The organism is Actinomyces bouchesdurhonensis, from assembly GCF_963540955.1.
In the GTDB taxonomy this organism is placed as follows: Bacteria; Actinomycetota; Actinomycetes; order Actinomycetales; family Actinomycetaceae; genus Pauljensenia; species Pauljensenia bouchesdurhonensis.
This window is the reverse complement of sequence record NZ_CAUTSL010000008.1, coordinates 26,416-41,312: the sequence shown is the minus strand read 5'-3', so window position 1 is coordinate 41,312 and position 14,897 is coordinate 26,416. Positions and strand designations below refer to the sequence as shown.

At 65.3% G+C, this 14,897-nt stretch carries 17 protein-coding genes; 4 read left to right on the top strand and 13 right to left on the bottom strand.

Annotated elements, in window-relative coordinates; all coding sequences use genetic code 11:
* Positions 1–87 precede the first annotated feature (87 nt).
* The 3 genes from rsgA to RYL44_RS02540 are packed head-to-tail and all read right to left on the bottom strand — an operon-like array spanning position 88 to position 3,121.
* Positions 88–1,173: a ribosome small subunit-dependent GTPase A gene (rsgA, locus tag RYL44_RS02550; protein ID WP_314975004.1), complete on the bottom strand. Its 1,086-nt coding sequence runs from the start codon at positions 1,171–1,173 to the stop codon at positions 88–90.
* Positions 1,173–2,597 (bottom strand): 3-phosphoshikimate 1-carboxyvinyltransferase, encoded by a 1,425-nt coding sequence (gene aroA, locus RYL44_RS02545; RefSeq protein ID WP_314975003.1) that lies wholly within the window; start codon positions 2,595–2,597, stop codon positions 1,173–1,175. The genes rsgA and aroA overlap by 1 nt, the downstream gene beginning before the upstream one ends.
* Positions 2,594–3,121 carry a DoxX family membrane protein gene (locus tag RYL44_RS02540; RefSeq protein ID WP_314975002.1) on the bottom strand — a complete coding sequence of 176 codons (528 nt, stop codon included), beginning with the start codon at positions 3,119–3,121 and terminating at the stop codon, positions 2,594–2,596. The genes aroA and RYL44_RS02540 overlap by 4 nt, the downstream gene beginning before the upstream one ends.
* Positions 3,122–3,318: 197 nt before the next feature.
* Between RYL44_RS02540 and RYL44_RS02535 the strand changes: the two genes are divergently transcribed.
* From RYL44_RS02535 to RYL44_RS10185, 3 genes are all read left to right on the top strand, one after another.
* Complete coding sequence (locus RYL44_RS02535; RefSeq protein ID WP_314975001.1) at positions 3,319–3,951, top strand: sigma-70 family RNA polymerase sigma factor; 633 nt, start codon at positions 3,319–3,321, stop codon at positions 3,949–3,951.
* Positions 3,948–4,247: an anti-sigma factor gene (locus RYL44_RS02530; RefSeq protein ID WP_314975000.1), complete on the top strand. Its 300-nt coding sequence runs from the start codon at positions 3,948–3,950 to the stop codon at positions 4,245–4,247. Before RYL44_RS02535 ends, RYL44_RS02530 begins: the two co-directional genes overlap by 4 nt.
* Before the next feature lie 395 nt (positions 4,248–4,642).
* Positions 4,643–4,717, top strand: coding sequence for a 50S ribosomal protein bL37 (locus tag RYL44_RS10185; protein WP_106406425.1), 75 nt, complete (start codon positions 4,643–4,645; stop codon positions 4,715–4,717).
* A gap of 501 nt (positions 4,718–5,218) precedes the next feature.
* Here the strand turns inward: RYL44_RS10185 and RYL44_RS02525 are convergent.
* The gene (locus RYL44_RS02525) at positions 5,219–5,791 is read right to left on the bottom strand and encodes a hypothetical protein (protein ID WP_234968619.1); all 573 of its coding nucleotides are present in this window, start codon (positions 5,789–5,791) and stop codon (positions 5,219–5,221) included.
* Between the two features lie 1,222 nt (positions 5,792–7,013).
* On the opposite strand from RYL44_RS02525, the gene RYL44_RS02520 reads away from it, so the two are divergent.
* Entirely contained in the window at positions 7,014–7,898 is an 885-nt protein-coding gene (locus tag RYL44_RS02520; protein WP_314974999.1) for an alpha/beta hydrolase, read from the top strand.
* Positions 7,899–7,989: 91 nt separating this feature from the next.
* On the opposite strand, the gene RYL44_RS02515 is transcribed toward RYL44_RS02520, so the two are convergent.
* From RYL44_RS02515 to RYL44_RS02475, 9 genes are all read right to left on the bottom strand, one after another.
* Positions 7,990–8,703 (bottom strand): hypothetical protein, encoded by a 714-nt coding sequence (locus RYL44_RS02515; RefSeq protein WP_073982554.1) that lies wholly within the window; start codon positions 8,701–8,703, stop codon positions 7,990–7,992.
* Positions 8,704–8,742: 39 nt separating this feature from the next.
* Positions 8,743–9,429, bottom strand: coding sequence for a hypothetical protein (locus RYL44_RS02510; RefSeq protein WP_073982555.1), 687 nt, complete (start codon positions 9,427–9,429; stop codon positions 8,743–8,745).
* 19 nt (positions 9,430–9,448) lie between these two features.
* The gene (locus RYL44_RS02505; RefSeq protein ID WP_073982556.1) at positions 9,449–10,150 is read right to left on the bottom strand and encodes a hypothetical protein; all 702 of its coding nucleotides are present in this window, start codon (positions 10,148–10,150) and stop codon (positions 9,449–9,451) included.
* Between the two features lie 78 nt (positions 10,151–10,228).
* Complete coding sequence (locus RYL44_RS02500; RefSeq protein ID WP_073982557.1) at positions 10,229–11,098, bottom strand: hypothetical protein; 870 nt, start codon at positions 11,096–11,098, stop codon at positions 10,229–10,231.
* Positions 11,099–11,153: 55 nt separating this feature from the next.
* Positions 11,154–12,092, bottom strand: a complete 939-nt coding sequence (locus RYL44_RS02495; RefSeq protein WP_314974998.1) for a hypothetical protein — start codon at positions 12,090–12,092, stop codon at positions 11,154–11,156.
* A 41-nt stretch (positions 12,093–12,133) separates the two neighbouring features.
* The gene (locus tag RYL44_RS02490; RefSeq protein WP_314974997.1) at positions 12,134–12,844 is read right to left on the bottom strand and encodes a hypothetical protein; all 711 of its coding nucleotides are present in this window, start codon (positions 12,842–12,844) and stop codon (positions 12,134–12,136) included.
* A 7-nt stretch (positions 12,845–12,851) separates the two neighbouring features.
* Entirely contained in the window at positions 12,852–13,391 is a 540-nt protein-coding gene (locus RYL44_RS02485; RefSeq protein WP_314974996.1) for a hypothetical protein, read from the bottom strand.
* Positions 13,392–13,613: 222 nt separating this feature from the next.
* Positions 13,614–14,210 carry a hypothetical protein gene (locus RYL44_RS02480; protein WP_234968620.1) on the bottom strand — a complete coding sequence of 199 codons (597 nt, stop codon included), beginning with the start codon at positions 14,208–14,210 and terminating at the stop codon, positions 13,614–13,616.
* An 81-nt stretch (positions 14,211–14,291) separates the two neighbouring features.
* A complete protein-coding gene (locus RYL44_RS02475; RefSeq protein WP_073982562.1) occupies positions 14,292–14,894 on the bottom strand; it encodes a GDSL-type esterase/lipase family protein in 603 nt (200 codons plus the stop codon).
* Positions 14,895–14,897 lie beyond the last annotated feature (3 nt).

Here is a 14,897-nt window from a genome sequence, read left to right as displayed (position 1 = left end):
CCTTGTGACTCAGAGATAGCGACCATCGCTATTTCCTCATTATCCCCCCAGTGGTGGTGTTGTCAAGGCCTTTGGGCTTGACAATTGTCAGCGAGCCGCCCTGCTGGCGGCCTCCGCCGTCGCCACGGCCTCCAGCAGCCTGCGCACCGATGTTACGCGGGATGCGCGCCCCTGCCGCAGTTGATCCACATCCTCAGCCCCGGCCTCGTCGATCGCGAAGGGGCCGTTGGTGCGCGCATAACTGTCAAGCGCACAGGAAGGCTCGGAGGCCTCGTGCGAGCACAGCGGCAGGCACCAGGCGGCCGCTTCCGCGACGTCTGGGAAGACCCCCAGCACGTCGGCGACGCTCACGTGCCCCAGGCCGAAGGAACGCACGCCGGGCGTATCCACAATCCAGCCGCCCGCCTCCAGCTCGAAGGCCTCCGAGGACGTGGAGGTGTGGCGCCCGCGCCCCGTCACCTCGTTCACGTGACCCGTCGCGCGGCCCGCGCCCGGCACCAGCAGGTTGATGAGCGTGGACTTGCCGACCCCCGAATGCCCCACGAGCACCGACCAGTGGCCGGCCAGGAGGGTCCGCAGCTCGGCGACGCCCGGGTCGGCCTCCCCGGCCTCGGCGCTCGTGAGCACGACGCGCACGTCGAAGTCCGCATAGGCGGCGATCAGCTCGTCCGCGCTGGCCAGGTCCGCTTTCGTCAGCACGAGGATGGGGTCGAGGCCCGCCTCGTAGGCGGCGACCAGGCAGCGGTCGATCATGCCGGTGCGCGGGGGCGGATCCGCCAGCGCCACGACGATGCACATGGTGTCCGCGTTCGCGACGATCGCCTTCTCGCCGCGCTGATCCGGCGCGTCCTCGAGGGAGCGGCGCAGCACGCAGGAGCGTTCTTCGACGGCGACGATGCGCGCGAGCGTGTCGGGGCGCCCCGACAGGTCACCGGTGAGGCGCACGCGGTCGCCCATGATGACCGAGCCTCGGCCCAGCTCGCGGGCGCGCACGGCCACCACGCGGGTGCCGTCCTGCTCCAGGCTCACCTGGTAACGGCCGCGGTCGATGCCGATGACGCGCCCCAGAGGCTTGGAGGACCAGTCGGGACGGTCCTTCGTGCGCGGGCGCGAGCCCTTGCCGGCGCGCACGCGCACGCGCGGGTCATCGGTTCCGGTGTCGCGCCGGGCCATCACTGCTCCTCCTCGATCGGCGAGGCCGGGGTGGCCTGCACGGTCCCGTGACCATCGGCGTGTGCCTGGCCCCCGTCGCTTCCCCCAGCGTCAGTGCTTCCCTCAGCGTCAGTGCTTCCCTGGCCGCCATCGCCCACGAGGCCGGCCCACATGGCCTCGAAGGTGGGCAGCGTCTTGGAGGTGCACGCGATGTCGTCGACCGTGATGCCGGGGGTGATGAGGCCCAGGATCGCCCCGAAGGTCGCCATGCGGTGATCCGCGTAGGAGCGAATCTGTGCGGCGTGGAGCGGTCGCGGCGTGATGATGAGCCCGTCCTCGGTCTCTTCGGCCTGCCCGCCCGCGCGGTTGATCTCGGCGGCCAGGGCCGCCAGGCGGTCCGTCTCGTGTCCGCGCAGGTGGGCGATGCCGCTCAGGTGCGAGGGGCTCGAGGCGTAGGCGCAGATCGCGGCTAGGGTGGGGGTGAGCTCGCCGACCTCAGCCATGGTTGCCTTGATGCCCGGGTAGTTTCCGGCGCCCGGACCGCTCAGGGTCAGGCCCTCCTCATCCAGCGTGATGGTCGCGCCCATGTGGCCCAGCAACGCCCGCCAGGCGTCGCCCGCCTGCGTCGTCGCCCCTGGCCACGCCGGGATCCGCACGCGCCCGCCCGTCACCATCGCGGCCGCCAGGAAGGGGCCGGCATTGGACAGGTCGGGTTCGACGGTGATGTCGCCGCCGCGCGGGCGCGACGGGAAGATGTGCCACGTCGCGAGGTCCGCGCGGCCCTCATCCACGACCTCCAGGTCAATGCCCGCGCCAGCGAGGGACGCCAGCGTCATCTCCACATGCGGCATCGACGGGACGATGCCCGGAGCCGACACGAAGAGGGGATCGCCCACGAGGGGCGAGACGAGCAGCAACGCGGAGAGGAACTGCGAGGAAGACGAGGAGTCTACCCAGGCCTGCGCGCCGAGCGGCGTGTGGATCGGGCCCCGGATCGTGAAAGGCAGGTGCCCGCGCTCCCCGTGATAGGTGACGGTCGCGCCCATACGTGCCAGCGCATCCAGGAGTGGGCCGAGCGGGCGCGCGTAGGCCTGCTCGTCCCCATCGAAGAGCGTCTCCTCGGGAGAGAGGGCCGCCAGCGGCGGCAGGAAACGCATGACCGTCCCGGCCAGTCCGCACTCGATGCGACCGCCTTGGGGCGGCAGCGACATAGGGGTGACGCGCAAGACTCCCGCGCCCTCGTCCTCGACGCGTGCGCCCATCACCTCCAGGGCTGCGGCAAACAGGCGCGTGTCGCGCGCATCCAGAGCACCCCTGATCAGGGAAGGGGAATCGGCGACGGCCGCCAGGTAGAGGGCGCGCGCCGTGATCGACTTCGAACCCGGCACCTCAACCGTGGCGTCCACGGGGAAGGAGGCCAGGGGAGCGGGCCAGGGCGCGCTCACGAAGCGGTGCCGCTCAGGCGCTCCGCAACCGCGGCCTCGGCCGCAGCGATCGCGCGGCGCTGATCTCGGCGCATCGCACGAGCGACGAGAGCCGACGGCTGGCCGACGCGGTCCGTCGACGCGATGAGGACGCCGCCAACCAGGCCCAGCTTGCCAAGGGTGCGGCTACGCAGGTAGGCGCCATGGTCCTTCGGTAGACCGTGAGACATACCCGGCAGCGGCGCTTGAATGAGCGCCATGGGCGCGCCGATCGCGGCCAGGGTCAGGGCTGCGACGCGGGGCCTGCGGCCCAGCGCGAAACGCAGGCCCGCGACGACGCTCACCGCGCCGGTCACGCGGGTCGCCAGGGCCAGCTGCTCATCCGTGAGCGGCTCCAGGCCAACAGCGTCGGTCGCCTTGTCAATGAGGGGACGAACGCCCGCGGCGCGCTCCACGTGGACACGCGGATGCGTGAGGGCATCCACCCCATCGGCGATGAATGGGGCGGCGAGCAGGGGACGGGCAACAACGCGCAGCAGATTCATACCCCTATTGTTCGATACCTTTGCCCCCGGGGGAAGCCGAATGGCCCCGTCCCTCCCAAACAACGGGTAAAAAGTGGTGCAATGCACACTCGTGCGCATGTTGGAATAAAGCGGCGCGTGAGGCGTTGCCCTCAGTATGACCGCCCATCAACCCCGCCCACGCCCGTCGCGCACACCTGCGACTACCCTGGGAAGCGATGGACACGACAACCCCCCAACCGATGCCCGACGCACCCGACTCCGCCCCGGCCTCGTCCACCCCGAACGACACCGCGCTCCAGGCGCGCTTCATGGACGAAGCGATGCCCCTCATGGACCAACTCTTCGGCGCAGCCCTGGGCATGACCCGCAACCGAACCGACGCGGAAGACCTGGTCCAAGAGACCTACCTCAAGGCCTACCAGAAGTTCCACCAGTACAAGCCCGGCACCAACATCAAAGCCTGGCTCTACCGGATCCTCACCAACACCTACATCACCAGCTACCGCAAGGCGCAGCGATCCCCCAAGCGTGCCTCCACCGACACCGTCGAGGATTGGCAGCTGGCCGACGCCGCCTCACACGCGGAGGTGGGCCTGAAATCCGCCGAAGTCGAAGCACTCGAAGCACTGCCCTCCACGCAGCTGCGCGAGGCCCTCGATTCGCTTTCAGAGGAACATCGGATGGTTGTCCTCATGGCTGACGTCGAGGGAATGAGCTACAAGGAAATCGCCGAAGAACTAGGAGTTCCCATGGGGACCGTCATGAGCCGACTGAACCGCGCCCGCAAGAAGCTGCGCTCCACGCTGGCCGACGTCGCCGCGGAATATGGGATCGGAGGGGACAAATGAACACCACCATCACCTGTCAGGACGTCCTCGACGCCTTGTACGAGCTCATCGACTGCGAGGAGTGCGACCGCCGCAGCGGCCTCATCGACGCCGGGTCCGTGCCCGGACCCAACGCCCGCGACCGCGCCCTCATGATCCAGCACGTGACCACCTGCCCGAACTGCGCCGCCGCCCTGGACGCTGAACGCCACGTGCGCGCCCTCATGCGCGGCTGCTACGAGGCCGAGCAGGCCTCACCCGCACTGCGCGCCCGCATCGTCGCCTCCATCACGAGCGTGTCCGTCACCTGGCGGTGAGTTTCTGGCGGTGCATTGCGCCGTCTTATCTCACCTGTGTGCAGCTCGTCATCGTGGACCGCTGGCGCTTCATGCGTGCGGAATCGTTGCATCGCGTGGCCTCCTATGTCTGCGATTCGTCGTTGCAGTTTCTTAGTGTTTAGCGCGTGCGGCTGGGAACGGATCTTCTTGCAGGCTCTCGTTGCTCGCGCGCCCGTTGCCCGGCACCGCGTATCACCCATCGAGTTGGTCGCGTCGTCGGCGTCCGCACGTGTGTCGACTCGCGCGTCGACGAGGCCCGGTAAACCACCCGCTTTTCGGTGACCTTCGTCGCCGCGAACGACCTGTGCCTTGGTGGTTTTGGGCAATGTGTGCAAAAATGCTTCAGTCTAGACAACAAACTCAAGGAGAATGACATGTCGAAGCGGGGTCGTAAGCGTCGCGATCGTCGTAAGCACGGCGCGAACCACGGCAAGCGTCCTAACGCCTGAGCCGAATACGTTGCGCGCCCGGACCGGATGGTCCGGGCGCGTTTTGTATGCGCCGGTGGCAGCAACCAGCCGCAGCTGCGCCGGGTGCGCGCCTGGTGTGTGCCCACCCGCGGGCCCAAGTCGTGAAGCGCGTGACGGGCCGCGGTGGGGTTTCGTGGCGTTGCATCCGGATAGGAACGGCGCATCCGGATAGGAACGGAGCATCTGGATAGGAACGGCGCATCCGGATAGGTTATTAACCTATCCGCGTGTTCGTCACCTATCCAGATGTTGGTTACCTATCCGGATGTTGGTTACCTATCCGCGTGGTTGCGTCCGATGGGTGGGAGCCGTGAGATGACGTGAGGCCAGTTGATTGTCCGCATGCGAGACGACGTGAGCAGTGGCGGTTGGTGGACTCGTGGCCTCGCATCTGGATAGGAACGGCGCATCTGGATAGGAACCACGCATCCGGATAGGTTATTAAGGTATCCGGATGTTCGTCACCTATCCGGATGTTCGTCACCTATCCGCGTGTTTGCGTCCCATGCGTGGGGTTCGTGAGTAGAAGCGCCGCAACGGTCCATCGCAACGTTGTGTCGGTAGTTTCCACAGGAAACGGCAGTCGGGAGCAGGATTGATCGGACCTAGGACTCGGCTCAACCTGATCCGCAGCTGTTCCCAGTCGTCGTAGTCTGGCCAACTCACTCGGATGACCTGCCACCCGGCATCTCGAAGGTTCTGATCGCGCAACACCCACTCGCGTTTGGCTTGTTCGAGCTCGACGCGAGTTTCTCCGAGTTTTGCAACTCCATCGAATTCAATGATGAGGTGCAGGTCTTCAATGAGAATATCTATGTAGTAGTGGTGGCCGCGTACCCCGATATGCACCTGCGTTTTGGCTGCGAAGGGGCAGATGGAACGCACCAGCCACAGAAGCGCAGCTTCAGCAGGGTTGGCGCAGCCTGGATCGATGGCTTCGAGGATCGCGCGAGCACGTCGGTAGCCGCGAACGTGGCCAGCTCGGTAGAGGCGAGCAAGCAGCTCAGCGCGGATCTGCTCAGCTCGCTGGCGGCACTCATCTTGATGAAACATCGAGAACTGGCTCCATATGTTGAGTGCCATACATCCGAGGACGAAGGACTCTAACGGCTCATCATGAAGCGCGCTTCTCACGAGCGCATCGTAGGGGTGTTCTACGACCAAGCCGTCGATCCTGTTACGTTCTTCCGAAAGAGGTGGAAACTCAGAGCATGACACCGATGTCGCTGGAACCGTCGTGGAGCCGACGCTACATGACGGCAGAGAAGAGGTACACCTTCGGTGTTCGCGGTAGATGGTGACAGGAGGGTTTTGGGACCATCCGCGGATCCCTAGGAGCCGCAAGCAGCTTTGCCCGACAAAGACCGGGGAGTGCTCGTGGGAGGTGTCGACGGCATGTATGCGTGCGCGAGCGACGACGTCCCATACGTCCCAGGGGTTGGCGTTTGTGGAATCGAGGGGTAGGACTGCGCAGACGCCACGCATGATGTGGGCTAGCGTTGACGCTGATTGTTCGCGAGGTGCGTCTGCGGGCGGGGCGATAATAATGGAAGATTTCGTCATAGATGAAGTTTCGTATCATCATCGGTATCGAGGAAAGCGCTAGACGAGGGCCTGTGGATACACCCGACACTGGAGATAGCCCTGTGGATAAGCGCATGCGAGTATCTGGATAGGATCGGCGCTTCTGGATAGGATCGGCGCTTCTGGATAGGAACGACGCTTCTGGATAGCTTATTAAGCTATCCGGATGTTCGTAACCTATCCGGATGTTCGTAACCTATCCGCGTGATCGCGTGTGATGGGTGGGATCTATGCGGAAAGACGTGCGTCCGGTTGATTGTCTGCTTGCGAGACGACGTGAGCCTGGCGGTTGGTGGACTTGTGGCGTCGTATCCGGATAGGAACCGCGTATCTGGATAGGATCGGCGCATCCGGATAGGTTATTAACCTATCCGCGTGTTCGTAACCTATCCGGATGTTCGTTACCTATCCGCGTGTTGGGCCGGGGTGTGGCCCGTGGTGTTGCATCCGGATAGGAACCGCGTATCCGGATAGGTTATTAAGCTATCCGGATGCTGGTTACCTATCCGCGTGATGGCCGAATCTGCTGGGTCTGGGAACAGTATGGACGCCAGTGGATTCTCTACTCGAGAGGCGACGCGGCTGCCGGTGGGAAAGGTGAATGCGTCGTATCCTGGTATGTGCTGGCGCGCGGGCGCGTCCCGATGCGAACAGAAACCGTTTGTCGATCCGAAAGAGCGAAAGAGGCTCCATGTCCCTCCAGATGCGTCTCGTGCACGCCCGCAAGGGGCTCACGCCTCCCGCGCTGCACACCGAGGAAGCTGTGCGCGATATGGCGTTCCACGCCCCACAGCCGGGCCCGATGCCCGCGTCGATGCGAGTGCGTTTCACGGCGACGTGCGACAGAGGAATAACCCGCGTGTTCCCGAAGCAGGGTCTGCGCTCGGGCGGTGCCCTCATCTTCCTGCACGGTGGCGCCTACCTCTTTCCCCTGGTTGATGGCCAGTGGGGGATTGTCGAGGGCCTCATCGACCGCACCGGGCTGCCCGTCATCATCCCCGACTATCCGCTCGCCCCCAACCACACCGCGACCGACGCGTTCGACTTCGTCCAGCCCATCATCGACGAGGCCCAGGCGGAGTTCGGCCGCGTCATCCTCTTTGGCGACTCGGCGGGTGGCGGGCTGGCGCTCTCCCTCGCCATGCAGCGACGCGACACGGGTGCGCGTCAGGTGGACGGCCTCGTCCTGTACGCACCGTGGGTGGACGTCACCATGACGAACCCGCGCATCGAGGAGGTGCAGGGCCGCGACAAGATCCTGCGCGTGCCTGGGCTGGCGTGGGCCGGCCGCGCGTGGGCCGCAGACCTGGATCCGACTGATCCGCGTGTCAGCCCCCTGTACGGTGACCCGGCGGGCCTGCCGCCGATGCGTATTTTCCAGGGCGATGCTGACATCCTGGGGCCCGACGTGATCGAGTTCGCGCGCAAGGCCGCTCGCGCTGGCGTGGACGTGCGCCTGCGCGTGGAGCCGGGCGGTTTCCACGTGTATGTCCTGAGCGTTCCCACCATTCCCGAGGCCCGAGCCGCCCTCGACCGCAGCGCTCGCTTCATCTCGGGGATCCTCACCCAGGCGTAACCGAGGCGTTTCACACGCTGTTTCACGGCCTCGTCGATCGAGGATCACGGTCGCAAGCCAGGGCCGCAGGCCGCCCGGCGTCACCCCGCAACTAATCGACCCGCGCGTCGACCAGGGTTTTACTGTGCACGTACATGTCGATGGTCAGCGGCGTCTGGTCGGGGTGGAGGACGCAGCCTTCGTAGAGCGGATGAATGATGCCCGGCAGCTGGGAAATGTCCTGCTCAGAGGTGGCGATGGTGAAGGTGTGCTGGGTGCCATCGTCAAAGCGCATGACGAAGTGGTTGTTGTAGCTGGTGCCTCCGGTGAACCACTGTGATCGTGTGACGGTGTCTTGGGCGTAGCTGCAGGAGGCGACAGCGCGCGGTTGGGGGTCTTGCGCCAGGTCGATCACCGCGGGCGTGAGGAAGTAAAAGACGGGTGCGGCAATCACGAGGACGCCGAATGCCATCGAGGCGAGGTTGTCCAGCTGCTTGCGTACCGCCCGCCGGTCCCCGGAGCGCTTCGCGGCGCGCAGGTCTGGTATGGAGGCGAGGAGGGTGGCGACGGCGCCGATGACGACGAGGAGCCCCAGACAGCACAGGATGATAACGCCGACGAGTTTGCTCTTCCCATACGAACCCATGTTGTGCATGACGACGATGATCGTGGTGATCAACGCCGGGGGGACGAGGAGGAGCAGGAACAGGGAGCGTCCTGCGCCGCGGCCCGGCTTCGCGACGGCGGGTGCGGGTCTCGGAGGCAGGGGAGGAGTAGGCGGAGTATCAGGAACTGGAGGCAGGGGAGGGGTGCTGGGAAAACTCATGGGGTCGTGTCCAGTGTGTGGAGGCCGTGGGGCCTGGTGCTAGCCGAGGTGGGCTTCGATGATCCGCCAGCTGCGGGGCATGACCTGTAGCGTCATGGGTGTCTGGCCCGGATGGGTGATACAGGCGTCGTAGAGGGTGTCGTAGATCGCGAGGGAGTTGGCGGGTTCGGAGTCCTGCGGTTGCAGGCTGATGTCTTGGACGCGGGTGGAGCCGTCTGTGAGCTGCATGGTGATCTCGTAGACCTGATAGATGGTGGTTGTGCGCGATCCTCGTCTGCCGCTGCGCCATTCACGGTCGGCGACGCTACTCGTGCAGCTGGTGACGGTCACGGGTTTGGGCCCGCTTGCCAGGTCTTGGACGAGGGGGACGATGTGCACGGTGCTCAGTATCCCGAAAGAGACGGCGATGGCGACTCGTCCGGCGGCTTTCCAGCGGCGTCGGCGGGGGATCGCCTTGTCGACGCCGCGGGTCTGCGCCTCGCGGGCGTCACGCAGCATCACGGGAATCGCCAGCGGGATCGTCAGGCAGGTGAGGAGGATGCTGAGGTTCATGCCGATGCCCGTCCACAAGCTGAGCGGCCCGTATTGCGCGCCGGTCTTCAGCGCGATCGGGAAGAGGATGAGCGGGGCGAACGTGAGGCCGCGGATGACGTAGTGGTGGTCGATGAGGTCCCTGTAGTCCTGCCGCGACGGCGGAAAGGAAGGATCACGTGGGGGCATACTCATGGCTCTCTCCTGTGTCTTGTCAGTCGATGCGCGCCTCGACGATGGACCACGTGTGGGGGTAGACCTCCATGGTCATGGAGGCGGATCCGGAGCGCCGAGCGCAGGCCTCGTAGAGGACGCCCGTGAGACCGCCGCGCGAGGCAATGTCCTCACCAGTGGCTGTTTCGATGACCGTGGCGCGCTTGGTGCCGTCAGCGAGCGTCATCGTGAAGGTGTTGTCCCATCCGTTGTCGGGTGTGCGATCACCGCGCGTCCCCGGGTTTGATCGGGGCGTCTGCTCGAAGCTGCACGAGGTGACGGTGACGGTGGTGGTGCCCTCCTTCAGGTCGCGGAAGGCGGGCAGGCCGCGGCTGATTGACTGGAATCCCACGAATAATGCGGTGACGCACAGGACGACGATGCCGAAGGAACGCTGGTTGTACTTCTCAATATCGACGTCGCGCTTGGCCCGCCACACGCCGAGGTACGCGAACGCGCACGCGATGAGGAGCCCCGCGACGAGGACGAGCCCAACGCCGCAGGCCTGCGCTTTCCACACGACGCGATCGCGGCCGAAATCTGTGTGATCTCCGATGAACCAGAAGAGGGCGATAGCAGCAATGACCAGAGCCACGAGGACGGCCCCGATGGCGGTGGCGATCTTCTTGAGGACACCTGTGCCTGTCGGGCCTTGCGCGGGCGAGGAAGCCCGACGAGGAGAGGAAGCTGGGTTGCGTGACATGGGTTCCCTTTCAGGCCGTAGAGGTTGGGACGAGGCCGGGGCGCGTGCGCCGGCCTGCCGGGTGGGCGGGCCGACCGATCAGTTGTTGATCCTCGCGCTCGCGACGACCCTTGAATGCGTGTAGTAACCGATGGTCATGGTCGCGTTGCCGGAGCGCAGAGCGCAGGCCTCGTAGAGGACGGCTGTCACGTCCCCTTGCCTCGCAATCTCATCCTTGCTGTCCGTCTCGACGGTCTGCGTGTGGGTCGAGCCATCCTCAAACGTCATGATGAACTGGTTCTTATACACGGTCGAGACGCCGCCGCGGTAGCGTGACCGACTCGTCTTGTACTGCTCGAAGCTGCATGACGTGACCGTAACAGTGTGTGGGCCGTCGGCGACGTCAAGCACCGCGGGAACGCCGTTCGACAGCGCATAAATGGCGAACCCGAGGCCAAAGACGCCGACCATCCCCAGGCCGAGCTGGCGTTGTTGTGCCACTTTCTCATCGCCCCGCGCGCTCGCCACGAGGTAATTGCGCCGCGTAACAGCATAGAGGGGAATCATGGCAAGGGCGAAGACGAGTGCGACGGCACACTTGATGAGGGTCCAGACGATCCGTTCCGTGCCGAAGTCGAACATCTCACCGAAGAAATAGAGGACTGTGCCAAGGAGGAGGCCCACGAGCGTGAGCAGGATCCACCACCCCGTGTGCTTCTTCGGCACCTTGCCCTCGCCGGAAGGATCGTTGGGGGCAGGAAAACTCTGAGAGGCCTCGTCGGCGTCGGACGACGCGGCATACGCCTGCCCGTATGGGGACCCCTGATATGCCCAACCCTGGTACGACAGCGGCGGCAAGGAAGGCTGCGCGTCGCCCGCTTGCGGCTGTGGCACCTGCGGCTGATTGGCGGGCTGACTGCCGGAAGCGTCCGGATCGTAGGGGGAGAGATAAGGGTATTGATTGCTCATGGTGGACCTGAGGGGAGGGGTGGGAACGAGGCCGGGGCGAGATCGTCCGTGCGCGTCAGTTCAGGCGGGCGTCGACGATGATCCAGCTGTGCTCGTAGACGTCCAGGGTCATGGACGCGTTGCCCGATTGCAGCTTGCAGGCCTGGTAGAGCACCTCGTAGGTGCCGCCCATGGTCTGGATGCTCGTGGGCTGGTTTGTCTCGATGGTTGTCGTATGCAGTGTCCCGTCGGTGAGGATCATCGTGAAGTAGTTGTCGTACACGGTGCGCCCGCCTCCGCGTCGACGCGACTTTCTGTGCGAGCCCTGCTCGTAGGTGCATGAGGTGACGGTGACGGTGTGGTGGCCTTCGACGAGGTCTTGGGCGGCCGGGACGCCGTAGGTGACGGAGAAGTAGCCGCTGAGGGGGAGGATGATGATGGCGAAGAACAGGGCGCGAACGCGCATGCGGCTGGTTGCGATGTCGCCGGCGGCCTTGGCTCGCCGCAATTCGCGGTAGGAGCGGGGGATGCTGACCAGGCATCCGATGGCGACGATGAGCCCGAGCCCGCTTGCCGCGGCCGTCCAGGTGAGTCTCTCCGTGCCGAAGTCGTATGAGCCTCCCACGACGGCGTAGATGACGACGGCGAGGACGGCCAGGATCGTGAGGATGGTCGTCGCGCGGGAACGCTTCTTCTGTTGGGTGGGGGCAGCAGTCTCTTCCTCGTGCGAGGGGTCGGGCTGGGCGTACCCGTAGGAGGCGGCGCCCGCGGGCGTCTGGTTGGGCGGGTACTGGTAGCCGACCTGCGGGTTGTGCTGGCCCTGATACGCGCCGTCGGGCGACGCGGCACCGGACGCCTGGTAGGGCTGCCCGTACTGCGGATACTGGTATCCGGGGACCTGCTGGGAGTCGGCGCCCTGGTAGGAGGGGTACTGGTACTGGGAGGGGCCGACGGGGGGAACCTGTCCGGGGTCGGAGGGGTTCTGCGGGGAGTTGAACTGGTTGGGGTTGCTCATGTGGAGACCTATGCTGTGAGGGGTGTGGGGCGAGGCCTGGGCTAGGAGGGTGCGCCCGCCGCGGTGGGCAGTCTCGCGGTGAGTGTCCAGCTGGCGGCCTGTGCGTCGGTGTCCACACTACCGCCCATGGTCGTCGCGAGGGCGCGGATCTCACCCATGCGTCGCGCACCCAGGACGGGGGCGCGATCTGTGAGCGCGCTGATGGTGAGGGTGAGGGCTTCCTCCGTCGCCGAGCCGGTGACGGTGAGCGACGCGTTCTTGTCGATTTCGGCGATGTGGGAGAAGGCCAGGTAGAGGATTTCCGCGCCGACGGCGTCCCCGTATTTGCTTAACGGAGCGTATTCGTTGAAGAGGTTGATGATGGTGAAACCGGATTGCTGCGCGTAGGTGATGGCGCCGTCGATGCTCGCGAAGTCGCTGGGCGGCTGGGGGTGGGTTTGAGGCATGGCTGTGGCGGTTGGGGGGAGTGCGGGTGTTGCGGGTGGCGTGGCGAGGTGGGCGGGCACCTCCGGGGAGGGGCGCCCGGCGGCGTGCCGCGGCGGGGTCTTCCAATCCCTGTACAGGAATCGGATGCCGACGGCGACTGCGACCACGATGAAGACAATCAGATAGGAAGCCGCTGCGGTGACGACAGCCGACGACCATGAGCGGGGTGAGAAGAAAGATCCCAGGACGATATTGAGGGACATGAAAGCGATGATGATTGCGCAGACGAGGAGCTTCTCGCGCCTGGTGGCTTTCTGCTTGGTCATGTGCCGCTCATTCCGCTCGTGCGTCGACGAGGACCCAGCTGTGGCGATAGACATCGACGGTCAGTGACGTCGCGCCGGAACGTGCCTTGCATGTCTCGTAGATGATCGCGGAGATGCCGCCCTCCTTGGCGAGGTCGTCGGAGCTCTCGGTCTCGAGCGTGAGTGTGCGCGTTGTCCCATCCTCCAGGGTCATGGCGAAGTGATTGTCGTAGTAGTCGATGACCTTGCTGTGATCGTCCGACGGCTTGTAGTGCTCCTTCTGGGTGAGTTGGCACGACGTGACTTTGATCGTGCGGGGCCCTTCCGCGAAGTCCCGGGCGACGGCGATCCCGTAGACGCCTGACACGGCAGCGATCACGATGCCAACAACGCCCACCGCGATTGAGACGGCGGTGTAGAGCGTACCGGAGGAGGCATCCCCCTCGGCCTGCGCTCGGCGCCCACGCCTGCGCAGATAGGTAAAGAGGACCGTGCATACGATCGCAGCGACGAGACCGATGGCGCACCTTGCGGCCACCCACACGAGCCGCCAGAACCCGAAGTGCACGTACCTGCCGAGCGTCGCGAAGGCGTAGGCAATGGTGCCGAAGAAGCCGATGACGACGAATGCGAGCAGGTTTGCGCGCGTTGAGAACCCCCGCGGCAGGCGCTCGAAAATCGACGAGGCCGGGGGGCGGTTGGCGGGACCGGGCGGGGGGAAAGGTGGGGTACTGGTTGCTCATGGTCTCACTGACGCGTGTGGGATGGGCGAGGCCGGGGCGCGTTCGCGTCACGCCTCACGGATAGCCTTCATGATCCCACTGCGTGGGTAGTAGTCGACGACGAGAGAGGTCGTGAAAGGGCGGACGACACATGCTTGATAGACAGCGTAGTAGGGGCTTGTTGGTTTCGTGAACTCGTCTTGCGTGTGCGTCGTGATGTCGAAGCGACGCGGCTTTCCGTCGTCAAAATGGAGGGTAAAAACGTTGCGGTAGTAGATGCTGCCGCCACGCCCGTGCTCGGTGAACGTCTGGAAGTTCTCACAGCTCGTAACGGCCCGCGTCTGGGGGCCTTGGCGGGCGTCACTGGATAGCTCACTGAAGGCTCCACCGCCCATCACGGTAGACGCGGTCGCGACCAACGCGATCACAGCAATGCAGAAAAGTGTCTTGATGGCGGGACCAGCGTCGCCAGGTTGATCCAGTTGTGCGCGCATCGTGCGCACGAGCATCGGAAGGAGCGACAAGAGGCAGATGCCGAAGACAACGACCGCGCCAGAGCCGATGAGTGAACAGACCAGCTGACGGACACCGAAGTTCCCGGCAAGCAAAAACGCGCCGAGCATGACGACCGCGGACCCGACGAGCGTGCAGGCGCATATGGTCACGCCGAGCTGTTGCCGAGCACGTCTCGGACGTCTCTCGGGGGAGAAACGTGAACGACGCGGGTACACGCTGTCCTCCTGTGCTCACACGTCCGTGGGGGTCGCGCCCGTCCACTCGTACCAGCCCTGGTGCTGCACGATCCACGCTATGAGCGCGTACCCGGCTTGCCCGGGCAGGGTCTGGCCGTCCATCCCTCGTGCCATGGAGGCGGCCATGTCCTCGAACCATTGGTCGTGAGCGACCAGGGGCGTGTAGCAGTCAACGAAGGGAATCCCGCGGCGCGCGCACACTTCGGAGCAGGAGGACGCCAGAGACTTCAGGGCGCCGGAGTCGACGCCGGCCAGGGGCGGGGGACCCACCACGAAGCTGGGGACCCCCAACGACGTGGCGCGATCCGTAATGTTAGCGAGGTTCAGGCGTGAGCGGGCAGTGGAGATACCGGCAGCGACGTCGCCGGGACCGACCCCGATGACGAGGCCGTGGGGTTCGCCGTCGGCTAGGCGTAGCAGGACTTCTGCCTCCCAGCGGGCAGCCATCTGCTTGGTGGTTTCTGAGGGGACGGCGAGGGTGAGGAACGTGGCGGGTAGGTCGAACGTAGAGTGGGCGTTGACGCGGCCCACCCAGCCCAGGCCTCGAGGGTCGCCGACTCCGGCGACCAGCTCGTCGCCGATAAAGCAGATGCGCATGGT

What these genes read in the sequence shown, in the direction of transcription:
- rsgA (WP_314975004.1), bottom strand. Translation starts at nt 1,173, where the DNA reads ATGGCCCGGCGCGACACCGGAACCGATGACCCGCGCGTGCGCGTGCGC.
- RYL44_RS02540 (WP_314975002.1), bottom strand. Translation starts at nt 3,121, where the DNA reads ATGAATCTGCTGCGCGTTGTTGCCCGTCCCCTGCTCGCCGCCCCATTC.
- RYL44_RS02535 (WP_314975001.1), top strand. Translation starts at nt 3,319, where the DNA reads ATGGACACGACAACCCCCCAACCGATGCCCGACGCACCCGACTCCGCC.
- RYL44_RS02530 (WP_314975000.1), top strand. Translation starts at nt 3,948, where the DNA reads ATGAACACCACCATCACCTGTCAGGACGTCCTCGACGCCTTGTACGAG.
- RYL44_RS02525 (WP_234968619.1), bottom strand. Translation starts at nt 5,791, where the DNA reads ATGTTTCATCAAGATGAGTGCCGCCAGCGAGCTGAGCAGATCCGCGCT.
- RYL44_RS02520 (WP_314974999.1), top strand. Translation starts at nt 7,014, where the DNA reads ATGTCCCTCCAGATGCGTCTCGTGCACGCCCGCAAGGGGCTCACGCCT.
- RYL44_RS02515 (WP_073982554.1), bottom strand. Translation starts at nt 8,703, where the DNA reads ATGAGTTTTCCCAGCACCCCTCCCCTGCCTCCAGTTCCTGATACTCCG.
- RYL44_RS02510 (WP_073982555.1), bottom strand. Translation starts at nt 9,429, where the DNA reads ATGAGTATGCCCCCACGTGATCCTTCCTTTCCGCCGTCGCGGCAGGAC.
- RYL44_RS02505 (WP_073982556.1), bottom strand. Translation starts at nt 10,150, where the DNA reads ATGTCACGCAACCCAGCTTCCTCTCCTCGTCGGGCTTCCTCGCCCGCG.
- RYL44_RS02500 (WP_073982557.1), bottom strand. Translation starts at nt 11,098, where the DNA reads ATGAGCAATCAATACCCTTATCTCTCCCCCTACGATCCGGACGCTTCC.
- RYL44_RS02495 (WP_314974998.1), bottom strand. Translation starts at nt 12,092, where the DNA reads ATGAGCAACCCCAACCAGTTCAACTCCCCGCAGAACCCCTCCGACCCC.
- RYL44_RS02490 (WP_314974997.1), bottom strand. Translation starts at nt 12,844, where the DNA reads ATGACCAAGCAGAAAGCCACCAGGCGCGAGAAGCTCCTCGTCTGCGCA.
- RYL44_RS02475 (WP_073982562.1), bottom strand. Translation starts at nt 14,894, where the DNA reads ATGCGCATCTGCTTTATCGGCGACGAGCTGGTCGCCGGAGTCGGCGAC.